General features: G+C 69.9%; 18 protein-coding genes. 13 read left to right on the forward strand and 5 right to left on the reverse strand.

The window, feature by feature from the left end; translation table 11 throughout:
• Window positions 1–37: 37 nt before the first annotated feature.
• Complete coding sequence (locus Ate02nite_RS41825; protein ID WP_203813493.1) at window positions 38–811, reverse strand: NPP1 family protein; 774 nt, start codon at window positions 809–811, stop codon at window positions 38–40.
• A gap of 245 nt (window positions 812–1,056) precedes the next feature.
• On the opposite strand from Ate02nite_RS41825, the gene Ate02nite_RS41830 reads away from it, so the two are divergent.
• From Ate02nite_RS41830 to Ate02nite_RS41855, 6 genes are all read left to right on the forward strand, one after another.
• The gene (locus Ate02nite_RS41830) at window positions 1,057–2,208 is read left to right on the forward strand and encodes an LCP family protein (RefSeq protein WP_203813494.1); all 1,152 of its coding nucleotides are present in this window, start codon (window positions 1,057–1,059) and stop codon (window positions 2,206–2,208) included.
• A gap of 36 nt (window positions 2,209–2,244) precedes the next feature.
• A complete protein-coding gene (locus tag Ate02nite_RS41835; RefSeq protein ID WP_203813495.1) occupies window positions 2,245–3,108 on the forward strand; it encodes a DUF6910 family protein in 864 nt (287 codons plus the stop codon).
• 3 nt (window positions 3,109–3,111) lie between these two features.
• Window positions 3,112–3,744: a DUF3632 domain-containing protein gene (locus Ate02nite_RS41840; protein WP_203813496.1), complete on the forward strand. Its 633-nt coding sequence runs from the start codon at window positions 3,112–3,114 to the stop codon at window positions 3,742–3,744.
• Window positions 3,745–3,813: 69 nt separating this feature from the next.
• A complete protein-coding gene (locus Ate02nite_RS41845; protein WP_203813497.1) occupies window positions 3,814–4,161 on the forward strand; it encodes a PadR family transcriptional regulator in 348 nt (115 codons plus the stop codon).
• Entirely contained in the window at window positions 4,158–5,138 is a 981-nt protein-coding gene (locus tag Ate02nite_RS41850) for a permease prefix domain 1-containing protein (RefSeq protein ID WP_203813498.1), read from the forward strand. The genes Ate02nite_RS41845 and Ate02nite_RS41850 overlap by 4 nt, the downstream gene beginning before the upstream one ends.
• 106 nt (window positions 5,139–5,244) lie before the next feature.
• Window positions 5,245–8,112, forward strand: coding sequence for a glycoside hydrolase (locus tag Ate02nite_RS41855; RefSeq protein WP_203813499.1), 2,868 nt, complete (start codon window positions 5,245–5,247; stop codon window positions 8,110–8,112).
• 59 nt (window positions 8,113–8,171) lie between these two features.
• Here Ate02nite_RS41855 and Ate02nite_RS41860 read toward each other — a convergent pair whose 3' ends face one another.
• Window positions 8,172–9,317, reverse strand: a complete 1,146-nt coding sequence (locus tag Ate02nite_RS41860; protein ID WP_203813500.1) for an acyl-CoA dehydrogenase family protein — start codon at window positions 9,315–9,317, stop codon at window positions 8,172–8,174.
• A gap of 77 nt (window positions 9,318–9,394) precedes the next feature.
• Here Ate02nite_RS41860 and Ate02nite_RS41865 point away from each other — a divergent pair, with 77 nt between their 5' ends.
• The 7 genes from Ate02nite_RS41865 to Ate02nite_RS41895 all read left to right on the forward strand — a co-directional run bounded on the left by Ate02nite_RS41865 (window position 9,395) and on the right by Ate02nite_RS41895 (window position 17,645).
• Window positions 9,395–11,089 carry an acyclic terpene utilization AtuA family protein gene (locus tag Ate02nite_RS41865; protein ID WP_275422997.1) on the forward strand — a complete coding sequence of 565 codons (1,695 nt, stop codon included), beginning with the start codon at window positions 9,395–9,397 and terminating at the stop codon, window positions 11,087–11,089.
• Window positions 11,086–12,681, forward strand: coding sequence for an acyl-CoA carboxylase subunit beta (locus Ate02nite_RS41870; protein WP_203813501.1), 1,596 nt, complete (start codon window positions 11,086–11,088; stop codon window positions 12,679–12,681). Before Ate02nite_RS41865 ends, Ate02nite_RS41870 begins: the two co-directional genes overlap by 4 nt.
• Window positions 12,682–12,686: 5 nt before the next feature.
• On the forward strand, window positions 12,687–14,783 hold the full coding sequence (locus Ate02nite_RS41875) for an acetyl/propionyl/methylcrotonyl-CoA carboxylase subunit alpha (RefSeq protein ID WP_203813502.1): 2,097 nt from the start codon (window positions 12,687–12,689) through the stop codon (window positions 14,781–14,783).
• Entirely contained in the window at window positions 14,776–15,396 is a 621-nt protein-coding gene (locus Ate02nite_RS41880) for a TetR/AcrR family transcriptional regulator (protein WP_203813503.1), read from the forward strand. Before Ate02nite_RS41875 ends, Ate02nite_RS41880 begins: the two co-directional genes overlap by 8 nt.
• 81 nt (window positions 15,397–15,477) lie before the next feature.
• Window positions 15,478–16,164: a DivIVA domain-containing protein gene (locus Ate02nite_RS41885; protein WP_203813573.1), complete on the forward strand. Its 687-nt coding sequence runs from the start codon at window positions 15,478–15,480 to the stop codon at window positions 16,162–16,164.
• 105 nt (window positions 16,165–16,269) lie between these two features.
• Window positions 16,270–16,809 carry a hypothetical protein gene (locus tag Ate02nite_RS41890; protein WP_203813504.1) on the forward strand — a complete coding sequence of 180 codons (540 nt, stop codon included), beginning with the start codon at window positions 16,270–16,272 and terminating at the stop codon, window positions 16,807–16,809.
• Window positions 16,810–16,811: 2 nt separating this feature from the next.
• Window positions 16,812–17,645, forward strand: a complete 834-nt coding sequence (locus tag Ate02nite_RS41895) for an alpha/beta fold hydrolase (RefSeq protein WP_203813505.1) — start codon at window positions 16,812–16,814, stop codon at window positions 17,643–17,645.
• Between the two features lie 44 nt (window positions 17,646–17,689).
• On the opposite strand, the gene Ate02nite_RS41900 is transcribed toward Ate02nite_RS41895, so the two are convergent.
• The 3 genes from Ate02nite_RS41900 to Ate02nite_RS41910 form a co-directional block, all read right to left on the reverse strand.
• A complete protein-coding gene (locus tag Ate02nite_RS41900; protein WP_203813506.1) occupies window positions 17,690–18,298 on the reverse strand; it encodes a DUF3455 domain-containing protein in 609 nt (202 codons plus the stop codon).
• A 129-nt stretch (window positions 18,299–18,427) separates the two neighbouring features.
• Window positions 18,428–18,724: a protealysin inhibitor emfourin gene (locus tag Ate02nite_RS41905; RefSeq protein ID WP_203813507.1), complete on the reverse strand. Its 297-nt coding sequence runs from the start codon at window positions 18,722–18,724 to the stop codon at window positions 18,428–18,430.
• Window positions 18,724–19,785 (reverse strand): M4 family metallopeptidase, encoded by a 1,062-nt coding sequence (locus Ate02nite_RS41910; RefSeq protein ID WP_203813508.1) that lies wholly within the window; start codon window positions 19,783–19,785, stop codon window positions 18,724–18,726. The genes Ate02nite_RS41905 and Ate02nite_RS41910 overlap by 1 nt, the downstream gene beginning before the upstream one ends.
• Window positions 19,786–19,865: the final 80 nt, after the last annotated feature.

The raw sequence follows: 19,865 nt of genomic DNA on the forward strand, positions 1-19,865 counted from the left end.
CGAGGGCCGAACACCCCCGGAGCTCTGCGGCCGTTAACTACGCGTACGGGTCAAACGGGATTCCGGCCGGCTTGCCGGCGTTCAGCAGCGACTCGAAACGGCCGTCGCTGATCTTCTGGGTGGCCGAGCCGAAATCGGCCGCCATCAGCTTGTCGCGCAGCGCGACCGTCGGGTAACCGTCCCAGCCGACAAGCGGCGGGTACCGCCAGTCGTGGTAGTGGTTCTCCGGCGGCTCGTCGTTGCTGTTGGCGAGCCGGAAGAAGTGGGTCGACGCGCCGTCCTTGTGGTAGACGACCTTCGGGTGGGTGCCCTCGAATCGCACCGCGGAACGGGCGTAGGTGACCTGGCTCGAGTGCTGCGTGGTGGTCACGTATTGCACCTGGTTGGCGGACTGCTCGACCCACGAGATGACGTGTTCCCAGTCGTGCCGGTGGCCACCGAGACCACTGCCGGCCACCGCTTGATCCTTTTCGAAATAGCTGGCGTAGACGATGGCGCACCAGCCGTTGTTGCACTTCGAGCGGGAGTACGTCTGGGAGTTGTCCAGGTCGGACTGGTCGCGGCAGCTGCCGTTGACGGCACCGCTGGTCTTGAGGCCGCCGTTGAGCGTGCCGTCCGGCCCGATCGCCGGGACCGCGTAGCAGCCGTCGGTGTCGTAGTCGTAGGCCGGCGAGAAGGATTGTTCGTACCCGTTGGCGTTCTGCGGGAGGCCGTGGGGCGGGTCGGCGAAGGCGGGGGTGGCGGGGATCACAATCAGCAACACAGCGAGGCCGGCGGCGATGCCGATACGGCGGGGATGGTCACGGCGCATGGGGATGGGGGCCCTTCGTCGCGTTTTACGCATTGCGGTAATGGCTCGGAAATCTTGGCCCGCGCAATAGAACGGAGTCAATGATGGACGTGAAGTCGCCGTTAAATCACTGCCAGTTATAGACCCTTGCGGCCGATTGACTATGTGAACGCGAAGATATATCCATTTCCTGCGGTGTTGGGCCCGGCGCGGGCGGTCTCGCGATTCGAGGCTTGGAACACGCGCGTGTCAGGAGGAGTCGACGGATGCCGGGTCAGACCGCCCCGAAGTCGAAGAAGGCCAAGAAGTCCAAGGCGCCCGCCTGGACCAAGGTGCTGCTGACCTTCGGCGTCGTCCTGGCCTTACTCAGCGTCAGCGGGCTGGTCGCCTCTCGGTACTTTCTGGGGCAGCTGACCAACAACATCCAGACCACGTCCAGCGTCCTGGACGACTCCACCGGCAGCGTCGAGTCCGGCAAGCTGCCCGACGGCGCGATGAACCTGCTGATGCTCGGCCTCGACACCCGGCAGGGCTGGGAGGAGAAGGGCGAGCAGTCCCGCTCCGACACGATGCTGATCCTGCACATCAACGCCGCGCACGACCAGGCGTACATGATCTCGATCCCCCGCGACACGATGGCGCACATCCCGGCCGACAAGTCGATGAACTTCGGCGGGGCCACCGAGAAGATCAACTCCGCCTACGCGTACGGGTCGATGAACGGCCGCGGCTGGACCGGCGGCGCGAAGCTGGCCACCAAGGCCGTCAAGGAGCTGACCGGCATCAGCTTCGACGGCGTCGTGGTCATCGACTTCGACGGCTTCAAGGGCATCCTGGAGGCGCTCGGCGGCGTCTACATGTGCGTCGACAAGGACTCCTGGTCGAGCCACTACATCATCGTCGACGGCAAGGTGAAGTACGCCGAGGGCGCCAACCCCGAGAACGCCCCGAAGAACGCCCTGTGGTTCAAGAAGGGCTGCCGCAACATGGCCCCGTGGGAGGCTCTCGAGTTCTCCCGCATCCGCCACTCGACCAACGGCGACTACGACCGCCAGCGCCACCAGCAGCAGCTGCTGCGCGCGATGGCGAAGAAGGCCACCAGCGGCGGCATCCTGACCAACCCGGCCAAGGTGGCCGACGTGCTGGCCGCGGCCGGTTCGTCGCTGAAGATGGACACCCACGGCGTCAAGGTCACCGACTTCCTCTTCGGCCTGAAGAGCCTGGCCGCCGCCGACCTGATCCCGATCAAGACCAACGGCGGCACCTTCGCCTCGGTCAACGGAGGCCAGGCCGAGGGCATCAACGAGGCCACCCAGGAACTCTTCGCGGCCACCGCCGCCGACAAACTCCCGGCCTACCTGGGCCGCCACCCGGAGCTGCTGATCAGCGACGGCGACGCCACCAAGGCCGCCTCCTGACCCCACCCCGACCCCCGGCTCTGGTTGGATGCGGGCATGCGGGTTGAGGTGACGGGGGCGGCGTCGCTGGTCTTCGACGACGGGGCGCCGGTGCGGGCCGCGTCGGCGATCGCCGCGTTCGGGGACGGGTGGCTGATCGCGCAGGACGACGCGACGCACGCGGCCTGGTGGCGCGGCGGCAGCGTGACGGCCGTGCGGGTGGTCGAGCCGGTCGACGGGCTCGAGGTGTTCAGCGAGGCCGCCGGGACCAAACACCTCAAGCCGGACTTCGAGGCGGCGTGCGCCGTGCCCGCGGGCGTGCTGCTGCTCGGCTCCGGCTCCACCGCGGCCCGGATGCGCGCGTCGCTGGTGTCCGCCACCGGTTTCACCGCGACGGATCTGACGCCGGTCTATCACGACGTCGCCGCCGCGCTCGGGATCGCCGTCGAGGCGCTGAACCTCGAGGGCGCCTGCCTGCTCGGCGACCGCCTGCGCTGGTTCCAGCGCGGCAACCCGGCGGCCGGCGCCCCGACCGCCGGCGTCGACGTCGACGCGGCGGCACTGATCGCCGCGGCCGAGAGCGTCAAGGTCGGTCCGGTGCACCGCTATGACCTCGGGCGGGTCGGCGGTGTTGCCCTGGGCGTCACCGACGCGGTTGCGCTGGCGGATGGGAGGGTGCTGGTCAGCGCCGCCGCCGAGGACACACCGAACGCGGTCGACGACGGGCCGGTGGCCGGGGCGGCGCTGGCCCTGCTGGACGACGACGGGGTGGTGGCGATCTGCGCGCTGCCCGGCTCGCACAAGGTCGAGGGACTGGCGATCAGCGCGACGACGACCGACGGGCTGGAGCTGATCGCGGTCGTCGACGCCGACGATCCCGCCGTACCGTCGGAGCGGCTGACCCTGCGCCTGTGGTGGTGACCGATGACCTTCGAGGAAGCACTGGCGGCCGGCGACGTGGACGCGTTCGTCGCGCCCCTGGCCGGCGCCGAGGACCCTGAGGCACTCCTCTGGGCGGCCTGGCACGCGGTTACCGACGCCGCCGCCAAAGCCGACGACCAGGAGCTGGTCCGGCTGGTCGACCTGGTCACGGCCGTGCAGCGACAGGAGCTTCCCGGCGTACGGGTATGGAAGCTCCGGGTCTTTCTGGATTTGCCGGTTTTCGGCGCCCAGCTGCGCGAGGAATGGAACGGCGGCCGTAGCGCCGCCGAATGGACCGCCCTGAACTCGTTCGCGGCCCGGCTCACCGCGGCCGGCACGCACGACGGCCTGCTGCTGGGCCTGTGGACGATCAGCGCTGCCCTGGAGACCTTCGACGGCCCGGCCGAGAACCTGGACGCCGCGATCGAGTGGTTCCGGCACGCCGGCGAGCAGCTGGCCGGCGCCACGATCCACGGCCGCACCTACGCGGCCCGGCTCGGCGAGCTGGCCGAGCAGGCGGGGGTCGGGTTCGGGGTGCCGCGCTGGGCGTTCTGGCGCAGCCGCCTGGAGGCCCTCTCCCGGGAGGGATTCAAGCAGGTCAAGCGCTACGACAAGCGCATCGCGGCCGGCATCTAGCGAAGAACATCGACGGCACATTGGTGTTTCCTGTTGCCATAGTGTGTGTCGCACAGTATCGTGTTGAGCATGACAATGGATGCGACGCTAGCGGGGCACTTGCAGGAGTTGCGCCGCGGCACCGTCGTCGTCGCCAGCCTCATCGCTCTGCGTGCGCCGGGCTACGGATATTCGCTGCTCGAGACGCTGAGCCGGGCCGGCTTCGAGGTCGAGGCCAACACCCTCTATCCGCTGCTGCGCCGGCTCGAGGCGCAGGGGCTGCTGACCAGCGAGTGGAACACCGACGAGGCCCGCCCGCGCAAGTTCTACCGGACCACCGAGCAGGGTGACGCACTCGCCGAGACCCTGCGCGGCGAGTGGTCCCGCATCGACACCGCCATCGGCGACCTTTCAGTCAAATCGGGGAGCGAAGAATGACCAGCCTGATCGACCGCTACGTCTACACCGCCCTGCGCCGCGTCCCGGAGCAGCAGCGCGGCGACATCGACCGGGAGCTGCGCGCCAGCATCGAGGACGCGGTGGACGCCCGGGTCGACTCCGGCGAGGAGCGGGACACCGCCGTCGAGGGCGCGCTGATCGAGCTGGGCGACCCCGACAAGCTGGCCGATCAGTACGCGGGACGCTCCAACGTCCTGATCGGCCCGGATTACTACCCGGCCTGGCGGCGTCTGCTGACCCTGCTGCTGAGCACCGTGCTGCCGATCGTGGTGATCATCGGCGTGGTGGTCCAGCTGATCGACGACCCCGACATCGGCAAGGTGATCGGCGGCGCGGTCACCGCGATCCTGAACGTGGGCATCCAGATGGCGTTCTGGACGACCGCCGTGTTCGTGGTGCTCGAACGCACCGGCGCCGGCCCGGTCCGCAAGGGCCTGACGCTCAACTGGACGCCGAAGGACCTGCCGAAGTTCGAGCCGAGCACGGTTCCGCTGACCGAGGTCGTGGCCGGGGTGGTGTGGCCGATCCTGCTGATCGGGGCACTGGTGTGGCAACAGGTCGGACTCGACCGGGTGCCCGTGCTCGACCCGGCGAACTGGTCCTTCTGGTGGCCGTACATGATCGTCGCCTTTGTCCTCGGGGCCGGCTATCAGGTCTGGCTGTACCGTCGCCGTTCCTACGACCGCACGGTCTCGGTGGTCAACGCGGTGCAGCAACTGATCAGCGCGGTCCCGCTGATCTGGCTGCTGGCCACCGACCACTTCTTCAACCCGGAGTACCACGACTTCATCGACCTGGGCGGCGGCGACGTCAAGCACTGGTTCACGGTGTCGGTGATCGCGCTGGTGGCGCTGGGCACGGGCTACGACATCATCAAGGTCATCCTGCGCGGCGAGCAGGAGCGCCGAGGCCTCCCGTCGAAGGTCCCCGGCACCGGGAACTACAACTTCGGCTAAGCCAGCACGATCAGACCGCCTGCGGCTCACCGCAGGCGGTCCGTTTCGTTGTTAACGTTCACGCCGAGGCTCGGGACATCCATAGGTTTCCATCTATGCTGTCGCGATGAGAGCCGTCTCCTTGATCGCTGCCGCCACTCTCGTGACCGCCTTTACGTCCGCGCCGGCGTCGGCTGCGGAAGTCGCCGCCGGCAAAGACGTGAGCGTTCACATTGATCCGTCCTATCAGCAGCCCGCCTTCGAGGGCTGGGGGACGAGCCTGGTCTGGTTCGCCAACGCGACCGGCGGCTACCCCGAACCGATCCGGCAGAAGCTGGTCGACCTGGTCTTCGGGGCGGACGGCCTCAACCTGAACATCGCCCGCTACAACATCGGCGGCGGCAACGCGCCGGACGTGCGCACCGACTACATGAAGACCGGCGCCACCATGCCCGGCTTCTGGCAGGCGCCGGCCGGCACCACGCACACCGACACCGACTGGTGGGATCCGGACGATCCGGCCGACTGGAACCTGGACGCCGACGCCAACCAGCGCTGGTGGGTCGACCAGATCAAGGACCGGATCACCAAGTGGGAGGCGTTCAGCAACTCCCCGCCGTACTTCCAGACGGTCAGCGGTTATGTCTCCGGCGGCTTCAACTCCACCACCGACCAGATCCGCCCCGACCGGCTGGACGACTTCGCCACCTACCTGACGCGCGTCGCCACCCACCTGGAGCAGGCGCACGGCATCCACTTCGACACCATCAACCCGCTGAACGAACCAAACACCAACTACTGGGGTACGACGCTGGGCGCCGACGGCCAGCCCACCGGCGGCCGCCAGGAGGGTGCACACGCGAGTCCCGCCCTGCAGTCCGCGGTAATCCAGGCGTTGCGGCGGGCCACCTCCACGAAGATCTCGGCCCCCGACGAGACCAACCCCGGCATCTTCATGACCGACTGGGCCGGTTACAGCCCCGAGGCGCGCGCCGCGGTGGACCAGCTGAACGTCCACACCTACGGAACCGGCCGGCGAACCAGCGTGCGCGACGCGGCCAAGGCGGCCGGCAAGCCACTGTGGATGAGCGAGGTAGAGGGCGACTTCGGCACCGGCACCACGGACTACACCGGCATGGGCCCCGGCCTGGGCATAGCCGGCCGGATCATCGACGACCTGCGCGAGCTGGAACCCTCGGCCTGGGTGCTGTGGCAGCCGATCGAGGACGCGATCCCCCAGCAGGCCGGCGGCGGCAACTGGGGCGAGATCCACATCCCGTTCAACTGCACCCCCGACGCCACCCCATCGTCATGTCCCATCCAGACGAACACCAAGTTCGACACGATCCGGAACTTCACCCACTTCATCCGCCCCGGCGACCACATGGTCAAAGTCAACGACCCCAAAACCATCGCCGCCGTACGCCCATCGTCCGCCACAGTCGTCCACGTCAACGCCGGCACCGAGGACGAGGCGGTAACCCTGGACCTGTCCGGCTTCGCCAAGTTCCACCCCGGCGCAAGGGTCACCCCGATCGTCTCGAGCGCGGCCGGCCCGTTGGTAAAGGGCACACCGATCCGGATCAGCGCCCGCTCAGCAACGCTGACCGCCCCCGCCGGCTCGGTGACCACGTTCCAGATCGAGGGCGTCTCCGGCGTAGCCCACGACGCCGCCACCATCCAGCCCGGCCACGTCTACCGCTTGCAGGGCACAGCCAGCGCCCGCTCCCTGACCCCCACCGAAACCGGCGCTGTCCTGCGCACCACCGACCCGACCAGCCCCACCCAGCTCTGGAAAATCAACCCCTTGACCAACCCCAGGAGCAACCGCGCCCGGTACGCCGTAATCAGCGCCGCCGACGATCAGCGGCGGCTGGCCGTGCGCGGCGGGGCGCTGGTGACCGACGGGACGGCGGCCGACGGGATCTCGGCCGAGTGGATGGTGTCGACCACCGGCGACGGGAGCTGGACATTGATCAACGTCGGCACCGGGGGCCTGGTCGACGTGTCCGGGCAGGCGACCGCCGATGGCAGTCCGGTCGGCACCTACACCCCGACCTCCGGGGCCAACCAGCGCTGGACCCTGATCGACGAGACCGTGCTGCGCACGACGCCGGCCGTCACCTACACGGTTCCGGGCCTGGCTCCGGTTCTGCCGGCCACCGTCACCCCGGTCTACCGGGACGGTGCCCGCGGCAGTCTCCCGGTCACCTGGACGATGCCGCCGGCCTCGGCCTGGCGCCACCCCGGAACGGTAAAGGTGACCGGTGTGGCGACCGACCCGCTCGGCCGCCGCCATCCGGCAACCGCCAAGGTCACGGTGGACACGTTCATCGCGACGACGCCGGCCCGGCTTACGACGTACACCTCAGGAAGCCCGACACTCCCGCCCACCGTGACCGGAATCGGTCGTCACGGCGGCAAAGCCGCCCTCCCGGTCGCGTGGGCGACCCCGCCGGCCTTCGACGAGGTAGGCACGTTCACCGTGACCGGAACCGCGACCGTAGTGGACGGCAGCACCCTGCCCGCGACGGCGATCGTGACCGTGGTCGAGCCGATCGAGGTCAACGCCGCCCTGGACGAGGGCGTGACGATGACCGCGACCTACACCGAGAGCGGCTACTCCCCCGTCGGCCTGCGCAACGGCGACCGCACGGAGAAGGCCTGGTCAAACTGGCGTTCCGGCACCAAGAACCCCGCCGACACGATCACCGCGACCCTGCCGGCCGAGCGCGACCTGACCCGAGTCAGCGTCTACTTCTACCGAGACGGCACCAACGCCAGCTTCCCGGCCGGCCTGCGCGCCCAGATCCTGGCCACCGACGGCACCTGGCAGGACGCCAGCACCGAGCTGACCGTGAACCCCGAGGGTCCCACCCAGGTGGACGTCCCGCTGACCGCCCGAACCGCCGCGGTCCGGCTGGTGATGACGGCTCGCCCGGCCGGCTACATCACAGCAAGCGAAATCGAGGTGTACGCGAAGGCCGTCCCGTAGCGTCAGACAGCGCCGCCCCAGCCCGCCGCCGCAGCCCACCAGCGCTGCGGCGGGTCGGGTCAGGCGGGTAGGCCGTCCAGGCGGGCCAGGACCTGAAGCATTACCTCGTCGGCGCCGGCTCCGATCGAGGTCAGGCGGACGTCTCGCAGCATGCGGGCCGTCCAGGTCTCCTCCAGGTAGCCCATGCCGCCGTGGAACTGCAGGCACCAGTCGGCCACCTCGCGGATCAGGCGGCCCGCCTTCAGCTTTGCCACCGTGGCCATCCGGGTGATGTCGTCGCCGGCCATGAGCGCCTCGGCGGTCTGCAGGTTGTGGCTGCGCAGCAGGTCTACCTCGGCCTGGAGTTCGGTCAGGCGGAACGCCACGTACTGCCGGTCGGCCAGCGGGCGGCCGAACACCGAGCGGTCGTGCACGAAGGCCCGGGTGCGGTCCAGCGCGTACTGGCACTGACCCGCCGTGGTGTAGGCGGCGAAGACGCGCTCGGTGACGAACTGGCGCATCTGCTGCTGGAAACCGCGGCCGACCTCGCCGATCGTGTTGGCCACCGGGACCCGCACCTCGTCGAGGGACAGTTCGGCGGTGTCGGAGCAGCGGTTGCCGAGCTTGTCGAAGGTGCGCACCACGCTGAAGCCGGGAAGATCGGTGGGCACCACGATCTGCGACATGCCGCGGTAGCCGCCCTCGTCCGAGGTGCGGGCCAGCAGGCACAGCCAGTCGGCCTGGGCGCCGTTGGTGATGTAGACCTTCCGGCCGGTGATCACCCAGTCGTCGCCGTCACGGACCGCCCGGGTGCGCAGCCGGGAGACGTCCGAGCCGGTGTCCGGCTCGGTCACGGCGATCGCGGTGACGGCGGTGCCGGCGATCGCGGGCCGCAGGTACTGCTCCTTCAGCGCCGGGGTGCCGAACGCGTGCAGCGACGGGGTGGCCATCATCGCCTGCACGCCCATCGCCATGCCGACGCCGCCGGCGTGCATCCGCCCGTACTCCTCGGCGGCGACCAGCTGGAAGCTGTGGTCGGCGCCCTCGCCGCCGTAGGCCTCGTCGTATTCGAGACCGAGCAAACCCAGCGCCGCCGCCTTGGGGAACAGGTCGTGCAACGGCGCCCGGCCGGCCGCTTCCCACCCGTCGACGTGCGGGTTGACCTCGGTGTCGACGAACCGGCGGACGCTGTCCCGGAACGCTGCATGGTCCTCGTTGAGCCGCATTACCGAACGGTAGCGAGCCGACCCGCGAGAAAACAAGCACGCTTGCTTGTTTTTCTGAGCTGTGCGAGCCTCGGCGGGTGATCCGCATCGGCAACTGCTCCGGCTTCTACGGGGATCGCCTGCCGGCGATGCGCGAGATGCTGGAGGGCGGCGAGCTGGACGTCCTGACCGGCGACTACCTGGCCGAGCTGACCATGCTCATCCTCGGCCGCGACCGCGCCACCGACCCGTCCACCGGCTACGCCCGCACCTTCCTCACCCAGCTGCGCGACTGCCTGGCCCTGGCCCTGGACCGCCGAGTACGCATCGTCACCAACGCCGGCGGCGCCAACCCCACCGCCCTGGTAGCCGCGATCCGCGAGCTGGGCCTACCCGCCAAGATCGCCCTGGTCCGCGGCGACGACTTAACCGCCCGCGCCGCCGAACTGGGCCTCGGGCGGCCGCTGGGGGCGCACGCCTACCTCGGCGCGTTCGGCATCGCGCGGGCCCTGGAAGCCGGCGCCGACATCGTGGTCACCGGGCGGGTCACCGACGCGTCGCTGGTCATCGGGCCGGCCATCGCCCACTTCGGCTGGCAGCGCACCGACTACGACCGGCTGGCCGGGGCCACCGTCGCCGGGCACGTGCTGGAATGCGGCACCCAGGCCACCGGCGGCAACTACCCGTTCTTCACGGAGATCGAAGATCTCCGGCACCCCGGTTTCCCCATCGCCGAGATCTCCGCCGACGGCTCGTCGGTCATTACCAAACATCCGGGTACGGGCGGAGCCGTCACGATCGGCACGGTGACCGCGCAGTTGGTGTACGAGGTGCAGGACGCCCGCTACGCCGGACCGGACGTCACCACCCGCCTGGACACGGTGTCCCTGCGCCCGGACGGCCCGGACCGGGTGGCGATCGAGGGCGTCCGGGGCGAGGCTCCCCCGCCCGATCTGAAGGTGTGCCTGACCTCGATCGGCGGCTTCCGCAACGAGATGACCGTGGTCCTGACCGGCCTGGACATCGAGGCGAAGGCCGACCTGTTCCGCCGCCAGTTCGAGGCCGGCCTGCCGGTCCGCCCGGCCGAGCTGACCTGGACCCTGTCCCGGGTCGACTCCCCCGACGCACCGACCCAGCAGCAGGCGTCCGCGCTGCTCACGGTCGTGGCCCGCGACCCCGACGAGAAGAAGGCCGGCCGAGCCTTCGCCAACGCCGCGGTAGAGGTGGCGCTGGCCTCCTACCCCGGCTTCTTCGCCACCACCCCACCCGGCCGCGCCCACCCCTACGGCGTCTTCACCGCCGGCTACGTGCCCCAGGAGATCGCCCCGCACGAGGTAGTGCACGACGACGGCACCGTGGAGCCGATAGACCCGCCGCGCGTGCACCAGCCTCTCGAACCGCTGCCAGGCCCAGCCATCCCAGGCCCAGCCATCCCAGGCGCCGGCGTCGGCCCGACGAGGCGGCTGCCGCTTGGGACGGTTGCGGGGGCTCGGTCTGGGGACAAAGGCGGGGACGCGAATGTCGGGGTCTGGGTGCGTCGTACGGAGGCGTACAGCTGGCTGGTTGGGCTTTTGACTGAAGATGTTGTTCGTGGGCTTCTGCCGGAGACAGTGGGACGGCCGATTCGGATCACTCGGCTGCCCAACCTGCTTGCGGTCAACATTGTGGTTGAGGGGCTGCTTGGGGCTGGGGTCGCCTACCACGGGCGGTTTGATCCGCAGGCCAAAGGGCTTGGGGAATGGCTGCGATCGCGGCTGGTGGACATTCCGGAATCGCTGCTGGAGGAATCATGACCGTCCTGCGATCCACGCTTGATGCGGCCGGTGCCGAGGCTGACGCCGCGCGAGAAGCCATGCTCGCGGCGCTTGACGAGATCGCGGCGGAGACCGCAAAAGCCGTTGCGGGCGGCGGTGAGCAGGCCGTTGCCCGGCATCAGGCGCGCGGGAAGATGACCGCTCGGGAACGCATCGAGCTGTTGCTCGACCTTGACTCGCCGTTCCTTGAGCTGGCTGCGCTCGCTGGCTATGGGTCGCAGTTCGCCGTCGGCGGCAGTGTGGTCGCGGGGATCGGGGTGGTCAGTGGGGTGGAATGCCTGCTGGTGGCCAACGATCCGACCGTCAAGGGTGGGGCCAGCAATCCCTGCTCGCTGCGGAAGACGCTGCGGATGCATGAGATCGCGCTGGCCAATCGGCTTCCGCTGATCGCGCTGGTCGAGTCGGGTGGGGCCGATCTGCCTACCCAGAAGGACGTTTTCATTCCGGGCGGGGCGGTCTTCCGGGATCTCACCCGGCTGTCAGCAAAAGGGATTCCGACGATCGCGCTGGTCTTCGGGAACTCGACCGCCGGTGGGGCCTACCTGCCGGGGATGAGCGACCACGTGGTGATGATCGAGAAGCGGTCCAAGGTGTTCCTGGCGGGGCCGCCGCTGGTCAAGGCGGCCACCGGCGAGGAGTCCGACGACGAGTCGCTCGGTGGGGCCGAGATGCACGCCCGGGTGTCGGGGCTGGCCGACCACTATGCGGTCGATGAGCAGGATGCGATCCGGATCGGGCGGCGGATCGTGGCCCGGCTCAACTGGAAGAAGAACGGCCCGTCACCGGGCGGGACGCAGCCGCCGCGCTTCCCGGCCGAGGACCTGTTGTCGATCGTGCCGCCGGGGCTCAAGTCGCCGTTCGATCCGCGGGAGGTCATCGCCCGGATCGTCGACGACAGCGACTTCGACGAGGTGAAACCGCTTTACGGGACCTCACTCGTGACCGGGTGGGCTCGGGTGCACGGCTATCCGGTGGGGATTCTCGCGAACGCTCAAGGCGTGCTGTTCAGCGAAGAGGCGCAGAAGGCCGCCCAGTTCATCCAGCTGGCCAACCGGTCGCACACGCCGCTGTTGTTCCTGCACAACACCACCGGCTACATGGTCGGCAAGGAGTATGAGCAGGGCGGGATCATCAAGCACGGCGCCATGATGATCAACGCGGTGTCGAACTCGACGGTGCCGCACATCTCGGTGCTGATCGGCAACTCGTACGGAGCTGGGCACTACGGCATGTGCGGGCGGGCCTACGAACCCCGGTTCGTGTTCTCCTGGCCCAGCGCCCGCTCCGCCGTGATGGGCGCCGCGCAGCTGGCCGACGTCACCTACATGGTCTCCAGAGCCTCGGCGCTGGCCCGCGGCAAACCGTTCGACGAGGACGGTGCCCAGGTGGTGCGGATGATGGTCGAGCAGCAGATCACCGCCGAGTCGATGCCCCTCGTACTGTCCGGAATGGTCTACGACGACGGCATCATCGACCCCCGCGACACCCGGGACGTCCTCGGCGTCGCCCTGTCCGCCATCCACTCCGCGCCGGTCCAGGGCACCCACGCCTTCGGCGTCTTCCGGATGTGAGTCGCATGATCACTAGCGTGCTGGTTGCCAACCGCGGCGAGATCGCCCGGCGGGTCTTCGCCACCTGCCGCCGCCGCGGCCTGGCCACGGTGGCGGTGTTCGCCGACGCCGACGCGGCGTCGCCGCATGTCCGCGAGGCGGACAGCGCCGTCCGGCTGCCCGGCGACACGCCGGCCGAGACCTATCTGCGCGGCGATCTGATCATCGAGGCGGCCCGCCGGGCCGGTGCCGACGCCATTCACCCGGGGTACGGGTTCCTCAGCGAGAATGCCGACTTCGCCCGAGCCGTACGGGCGGCGGGTCTGATCTGGATCGGCCCCTCCCCCGAGGCGATCGAGGTGATGGGCTCCAAGATCGAGTCGAAGCGCCGGATGGCCGTGGCGGGGGTGCCGGTGCTCGACCGGCTGGACGTCGCCACGCTCGGCGAGAAAGACCTGCCGGTGCTGGTCAAGGCGTCGGCCGGCGGCGGCGGTCGGGGGATGCGGATCGTACGGACATTGGCCGACCTTCCGGAGGCGATCGCGTCGGCGGCCCGGGAGGCGGCGTCGGCGTTCGGCGATCCGACAGTGTTCTGCGAGCGCTATCTCGAAGCCGGGCATCACGTCGAGGTGCAGGTGATGGCCGACGAGCACGGCCGGATCTGGGCGCTCGGCGAGCGGGAGTGCTCGCTGCAGCGCCGGCACCAGAAGGTCATCGAGGAGGCGCCGTCGCCGCTTGTCGAACGGCTCGGCGGGGACCTGCGCAAACGGCTGCTGGCGGCCGGGCGGGCGGCGGCGGCCGCGGTCGGCTACCGGGGGGCCGGGACGGTCGAGTTCCTGGCCGACGAGGCCGGCGAGTTCTGGTTCCTGGAGATGAACACCCGCCTGCAGGTCGAACACCCGGTCACCGAGTGCGTCACCGGCGTCGACCTGGTCGGCCTGCAGCTCGACGTGGCCAACGGCCGCCCGCTGACCGGCCCGGAGCCGGGCATGACCGGATATGCGATCGAGGCCCGCCTGTACGCCGAGGACCCGGCCGCGGACTGGCGGCCGCAGACCGGCACGGTGGTGCGCTTCGACGTCCCGGCCGCGGACCGGCAGTTCGACATTCCGGCTAGCGGCGGAATCCGGGTCGACTCGGGCGTCACCGACGGCAGCGTGGTCGGCATCCACTACGACGCGATGCTCGCCAAGGTCATCGCATACGCGGCTGACCGCGAGTCGGCGGCCCGGCAACTTGCCGATGCGCTGCGCCGAGCCCGCGTGCACGGCGTAACCACGAACCGCGACCTACTGGTGGCAAGCCTGCTGCACCCCACGTTCTTGGCCGGCACCGCCAACACCACCTTTTACGACGACATTTCCGGCTTGCTGGAGGGTGGGGGTCGCGGCGGGCTCGGCGCATTCGCCGAGAGAGCCGGCGCGGTTAGCGCGGGCAGCGCGGTTGGCGCGGGCAGCGCGGTTGGCGCGGGCAGCGCGGTTGGCGCGGGCAGCGCGGCCGGCGCGGTTGGCGCGGTTGGCGCGGTGGCCGGTCCTTCCGGCGCCGCGGTCGGGGCGCTGATCGCGGCCGTCGCGGACGCGGCGGCCGAGCGTGGGCCGCTACTGCCCGGACTGACCGCCGGATTCCGGAACATCCCGGTTGGCTTCCGCAGCCGGGTCTACGCCCTTGGCGACTCCGAAATAACGGTTAAATACCGATTCGACCGGGACGGGCTGACCGTTGACGGCCTGCCGGGGGTGGCTCTGGTCCGGGCCAGCGGCGACGAGGTCACCCTGGATCTGGACGGGGTGTGGCGGACGTTCGCCGTAGGGCGGTTCGGGGACCGGGTCGTCATCGACGGCCCTGCCGGGTCGATCGAGCTGCGGAAACTGCCCCGCTTCGCCGACCCGGCCGACCGGATGCCGGCCGGTGCGCTGGTCGCGCCGATGCCGGGCACTGTCGTCCGGATCGGGGTCGAGGTCGGCGACGCGGTGACCGCCGGCCAGCCGCTGGTCTGGCTCGAGGCGATGAAGATGGAGCACGCCGTGCGAGCCCCGGCCGCCGGCACGGTCACCGAGCTGCCGGTCAGCGTCGGCCGGCAGGTCACCCAGGGCACGCCCCTGGCCGTGGTGTCGGATGACTGACCTGCAGCCCAAGCAGGACCGCAGCCGCGCCACCCGGCAACGCCTGCTGGAGACCACCATCCGCTGCCTCGCCACGCACGGCTGGGAAGCCTCCACGGTCGGCTTCATCGCGGCCGAGGCCGGGATCAGCCGCGGCGCGGTGCAGCACCACTACCGCACCCGGGAGGCGCTGATCCTGGGTGCGCTGGAGTTCATGTTCGACGAGCGGGCCGCCCTGCTCGACGCGCTGCCCGAGCCGACCGGGACCGGCCTCGACCGGGTGCACACGGTCGTCGCGGGGTTGGTCGAGACGATCGGCGGCGAGTTGTTCCGGGCCGCCCTGCAGGTCTGGACGGTCGCGGCCGCCGATCCGGAGCTGCGGGCCGCCGTCCTGCCGCTGGAACGTCACTTCGCGCGCGGGGTGCACGACCGGGCCGTACGGCTGCTGCGGGTCGACGACGCCGACCCGGAGATCCGCGCCCTGATCCAGGCCACCCTCGACCTGGCCCGTGGCCTGGCCCTGGCCGACGTGCTCACCGACGACTCGCGGCGCCGCGCCCGGGTGGTGCGTGCCTGGTCGACCCAATTAGCTGACGCTTTCGAGGGTATTTCTCCCGATTCGCAAGACACGTGATCACGCCCACGTGGACCTCTCAGCGGCGTCGCGTAGGATTTCGGGCCGCACCCCTCCGCCACCGCCGAACCGAGGACCATGATGCCGCTCACGCCAGCAGACATCCACAACATGGCGTTCAAGAAGCCGCCCATGGGCAAGCGTGGATATGACGAGGAAGAGGTCGACGCCTTCCTCGACGAGGTCGAGCAGGAGCTGATCCGGCTCCTCGAGGAGAACAACGTCCTGCAGGACCAGCTGCAGCGCGACGGCGGCGGTTCCCCCTCGTCGACGTCGTCCAACATGCAGCTCGGCGCCGAGCTCAACCAGCTGGTCAACCAGCTCGACCGGCTGCAGGAGGCGCGCGCCCGCGCCGAGCAGAACGCCCGCAGCGTGCAGGCCGAGCTGGAGCGCACCCGCAACTCGGCGATCGTCCCGGTCGCGCCGGTCGACGACGACCGCAACGCCCGGGTGCTGATGATGGCCCAGCGCACCGCCGACGACCACATGCGCGACGCCCAGGTCGAGTCGGAGCAGCTGATCACCAGCGCCAGCACCAAGGCCGAGCAGCTCACCAGCGAGGCGCAGCTCAACGCGGCCACCATCGAGAGCGACGCCCGGCGCAACCACTCCGAGGCGCTGAGCAGCATCGGCGTCAAGCGGGACGCCATGCTCGACGAGATCGACCGGCTCGGTCAGCTCGCGTTGAGCTACCAGACGGCGCTCAACAACCACGTCAACCAGCAGCTGCAGGAGCTCAACGGCGCCCCGGACAGCTCGATCGGCTGACCGGCCGCATTGACAGCATCGATCCCCGCCGCATAGGTTCGGCCGTCGACGGGGGTGATGGTGATCAATACGTTCGTTCGCCTGGGTGTGGGCGCGGCTGTTCTGATGGTGGCACTGGCGGGTTGCTCGGAAGACCCGGCCACCACCGCCACGCCCGCGACCACGTCGGCGTCGTCCGCCCCGGTGGTCACGTCGGCGCCACCCGTGACCCCGTCGGCGCCCGGCACACCGGGCACGAGCAACCGCCCGCCCGCGGGCACCACCGCAACGGCCGCCCCGACCGGCGGCGGCTCCGCCGATTTCCAGGGCATTCAGCTGGTCAAGTCGGGTGGCATCGCGGGCATCACCGAGACCACCACGATCAAGCGCGACGGCACCTGGACGGCCGGCAGCGACAAGGGTTCGGACCGCTCCGGCAAGCTGAGCGCCACCGACCTGGCCAAGATCACCAAGCTGGCCGAGAACCCGCAGCTCAAGGCCGAGGGCGCCCGTCCGTGGCCGACCCGGATCACCTGCAACGACACCTTCACGTACCTGCTGATCGTGAACTACCAGATGATCAAGTACGCGGCCTGCCCGAGCGCCGGTGAACCGCCCGTGGTGACCAAGGAGATCATCAGCCTGGTGCAGGACGTCACGAGCTGACGATGCGGGTCCGGGCGCGCGGTCTCACCTTCGACGTCTTCGCGGGCGGGCCGGGCGGCGGCGGCACGGTTCTGCTGCTGCACGGCTTTCCGCAGAACAGCCGGAGCTGGGCGGGTGTGCAGCCGGCCCTGTGGAACGCCGGGCTGCGGACCATCGCGATCGACCAGCGGGGCTACTCGCCGGGCGCGCGTCCCGACGGTGTCGAGGCCTATCGCGTGGGTGAGGCGGCCGCCGACGCCGCCGCGGTTCTCGACGTGCTGGGGCTGGCCGACGTGCACGTGCTCGGGCACGACTGGGGTTCGCTCGTGGCCTGGCAGCTGGCCATCGACCGGCCGGAGCGGGTGCGCACGCTCACCGCCGTGTCGGTCGCGCATCCGGCGGCGCTGTGGCGGGCGCTCGACACCGATCCCGACCAGCGCGAGCGGTTCTCCTACGCGAATCTGTTCCGGGACGGGCCGCGGGCCGCGGCGTTGCTGCTGGCCGATGACGAACGCCGGCTGCGCCGGATGTTCGCCGGGGCCGGGCTGAGCGAGGCGGGCATCGAACGCTACGTGGGCCCGATGCGCGAGCCGGGTGCGTTGCTTGCGGCACTGCGGTGGTACGCCGCCATGACCGAGAAGGATTACGTCGCCGCTTGCCCGGTCACGGTGCCCACGACGTACATCTGGAGTGATCTTGATCTGGCCATGGGTCGCATCGCGGCCGAATCCTGCGGCGCGTGGGTGACCGCCGACTACCGCTTCGTCGAGCTGACCGGCGTCAGCCATTGGATTCCCGACCAGGCGCCGATCGCCCTGGCCGAGGCCGCCCTCGCCCGGATCCGCAGCCGTCCCTGACCGGGCGCTGCCGTGCGCACCAAGGCGCACGGCAGCGAGCCGGATCAGACGGCCGGGGCGTCCCAGAAGACGTAGACCGCGCCGTAGGGAACCTTCTTGACCTCGTCCTTGGCGCAGGACGTGGTCGGGGCGACGCCGCCCGAGGTGAGCAGGCGGTTGATGTAGTCGGCCTTGTCGAGGATGCCCTTGCCGGTGTGGGTGAGCACGGTCAGCCGCAGCTCCGGGATCGTGCCTTCGCGCGCCGAGGTGATCGGCGAGCCGGCGGTGACCAGCGACTGGTCGCGCGTCGACTGCCAGCTCGGGCCGGCGAAGTGGTGGATGCGGCCGCCGGTGCCGAGCAGCTGCGCCTCCGGCGTCGACTTGCCGGTGAACGCGCCGACGGTGGCTCCGTCGGGGACGACGCAGGTGTAGTTCTGGGTGCCGTTGACGACCACGTAGGCGCCGATCGGCCGGGAGCCGGCCGGCGGCCGGATGGCCTCGGCGATCAGCGGGATCTTGACGCTCCGGGCTTCGGGCCCGAACGGTGCCGGCGCGGCCGGCGACGCGACCGTGGCGGCCGACGCGTTGAACGTGACGGCACCGATTCCCGCTACGACGGCGGCCATGGCGACCCCACCGAGAGCGCGGACACGGGAGCGACGTGTGTTCAGCATGTAGTTGTTCCCCCTGATGAAGGTGTATGTGGGCCCCTACCCACCCCCCGCTTTACGGAACACCGCCATCGACGGATGAAGATCGACTTGTCTGTTAACCATTTGTTCACAGTGGACTGCCCGTTCGGGCTAATCCGTCTGTCTCTCGATGAGGCTGAGCAGGGCACCGAAGGCCGCCGACATGCTCGTGTCGGAGCCGGTGACGGTGGCCGCGCGGCCGTCGTCGTCGATCGTGATGGTGTAGGTCATCGCGTCCCGCCCCCGGTCGGGGCGGCCCCCGCCACCCTCGGCGAGCACCGCCGCCACCAGCCGCCGCAGTTGCCCGGCGGTGGCCGCCGGCATCCGGTCGGTGTCCAGGGTGCGGGGCGGCCGCCGCGAGTTGATCGGGGCGGCCAGCCCGCCGTGGGTGGTCAGGGACACCCGCATCAGCGGCGCGACAGGGTCGGCTCGGAGCCGACCCGGATGCCGACCTCGTCCCACGCCGCCCGCACGGCCTGCTGCTGAGGGCTGCTCGCCCCGTACAGCTCGCCGGCCTTGCTGAAGGTGGTGTCGGCGAACTGCTGGAAGTTGGTGGTCGAGGTCGAGGCGCGCAGCGACTCGTACCAGATGTGGCCGGGGGCCTCCCACGAGTTGCCGCCGATGCCGATCGCCACCAGGTAGAACGCCTTGTTCGGGATGCCCGAGTTGATGTGCACGCCGCCGTTGTCGCCCTCGTCGGTATCCGGCAGCTCGACGTAGCGGTCCATGTGGTCGGGCTGCGGGTCCTCGCCGAACAGGTCGTTGTTGAACGCGGTGCCGGGCGCCTTCATCGACCGCAGCGCGTCGGCCTCGATCTTCGGGGTGAAGATGTCCGACCCGATCAGCCAGTCGGCCTTGTCGGCGGTCTGCCCGAGGTGCCACTGCTTCACCATCGAGCCGGCCACGTCGGACAGCGACTCGTTGAGCGCGCCCGGCTGGAAGCGGTACTCCAGGTTGGCGGTGTGCTCGGTGACGCCGTGCCCGAGCTCGTGGGCGATCACGTCGAGGGAACCGGTGAAGTCGGCGAACACCTTGCCGTCGCCGTCCCCGAAGACCATCTGCTGACCGTCCCAGAACGCGTTGTTGTAGCGCCGGCCGCGGTGCACGAAGCCCTGCAGCCGCATGCCGTGGCCGTCGATGGAGTCGCGCTGGAAGACGTCGCGGTAGAAGGCGCGGGTCACTCCGAGACCCTCGAAGGCCTGGTTGACCGACTTGTCGGCGACCGGCCCGTCGTCCTCCGAGCGCATCAGCTTGGCGAACGGCAGGAAGGTGCTGTTGGCGCAGTCGAAGACGCTGCGGCGGCCGGCGGCCGGGCTGACCAGGGCGCCGGCGATGAGCCCGCGCACCTCGCGCTGGCCGCGCAGCCGGGCGGTGGTGATCAGGGTATCCATGGCGGCTCCGCGGATCGTCGCGTCGCTGCTGTCGAGAAGTTTGTTCAGGATGAACGGCGGAGTGATGCAGTTGAACATGGGTCTCTCCGGTGGACTCGTACAGCTCGTTCTGTGAGAATTTCGATACTCTCAGTGATCAAACGAGCGGTCGAGGGCCC

This window comes from Paractinoplanes tereljensis (genome assembly GCF_016862435.1).
Classification (GTDB): domain Bacteria; phylum Actinomycetota; class Actinomycetes; order Mycobacteriales; family Micromonosporaceae; genus Actinoplanes; species Actinoplanes tereljensis.

What these genes read in the sequence shown, in the direction of transcription:
- Ate02nite_RS41825 (WP_203813493.1), bottom strand. Translation starts at nt 811, where the DNA reads ATGCGCCGTGACCATCCCCGCCGTATCGGCATCGCCGCCGGCCTCGCT.
- Ate02nite_RS41830 (WP_203813494.1), top strand. Translation starts at nt 1,057, where the DNA reads ATGCCGGGTCAGACCGCCCCGAAGTCGAAGAAGGCCAAGAAGTCCAAG.
- Ate02nite_RS41835 (WP_203813495.1), top strand. Translation starts at nt 2,245, where the DNA reads ATGCGGGTTGAGGTGACGGGGGCGGCGTCGCTGGTCTTCGACGACGGG.
- Ate02nite_RS41840 (WP_203813496.1), top strand. Translation starts at nt 3,112, where the DNA reads ATGACCTTCGAGGAAGCACTGGCGGCCGGCGACGTGGACGCGTTCGTC.
- Ate02nite_RS41845 (WP_203813497.1), top strand. Translation starts at nt 3,814, where the DNA reads ATGACAATGGATGCGACGCTAGCGGGGCACTTGCAGGAGTTGCGCCGC.
- Ate02nite_RS41850 (WP_203813498.1), top strand. Translation starts at nt 4,158, where the DNA reads ATGACCAGCCTGATCGACCGCTACGTCTACACCGCCCTGCGCCGCGTC.
- Ate02nite_RS41855 (WP_203813499.1), top strand. Translation starts at nt 5,245, where the DNA reads ATGAGAGCCGTCTCCTTGATCGCTGCCGCCACTCTCGTGACCGCCTTT.
- Ate02nite_RS41860 (WP_203813500.1), bottom strand. Translation starts at nt 9,317, where the DNA reads ATGCGGCTCAACGAGGACCATGCAGCGTTCCGGGACAGCGTCCGCCGG.
- Ate02nite_RS41870 (WP_203813501.1), top strand. Translation starts at nt 11,086, where the DNA reads ATGACCGTCCTGCGATCCACGCTTGATGCGGCCGGTGCCGAGGCTGAC.
- Ate02nite_RS41875 (WP_203813502.1), top strand. Translation starts at nt 12,687, where the DNA reads ATGATCACTAGCGTGCTGGTTGCCAACCGCGGCGAGATCGCCCGGCGG.
- Ate02nite_RS41880 (WP_203813503.1), top strand. Translation starts at nt 14,776, where the DNA reads ATGACTGACCTGCAGCCCAAGCAGGACCGCAGCCGCGCCACCCGGCAA.
- Ate02nite_RS41885 (WP_203813573.1), top strand. Translation starts at nt 15,478, where the DNA reads ATGCCGCTCACGCCAGCAGACATCCACAACATGGCGTTCAAGAAGCCG.
- Ate02nite_RS41890 (WP_203813504.1), top strand. Translation starts at nt 16,270, where the DNA reads ATGGTGGCACTGGCGGGTTGCTCGGAAGACCCGGCCACCACCGCCACG.
- Ate02nite_RS41895 (WP_203813505.1), top strand. Translation starts at nt 16,812, where the DNA reads ATGCGGGTCCGGGCGCGCGGTCTCACCTTCGACGTCTTCGCGGGCGGG.
- Ate02nite_RS41900 (WP_203813506.1), bottom strand. Translation starts at nt 18,298, where the DNA reads ATGCTGAACACACGTCGCTCCCGTGTCCGCGCTCTCGGTGGGGTCGCC.
- Ate02nite_RS41905 (WP_203813507.1), bottom strand. Translation starts at nt 18,724, where the DNA reads ATGCGGGTGTCCCTGACCACCCACGGCGGGCTGGCCGCCCCGATCAAC.
- Ate02nite_RS41910 (WP_203813508.1), bottom strand. Translation starts at nt 19,785, where the DNA reads ATGTTCAACTGCATCACTCCGCCGTTCATCCTGAACAAACTTCTCGAC.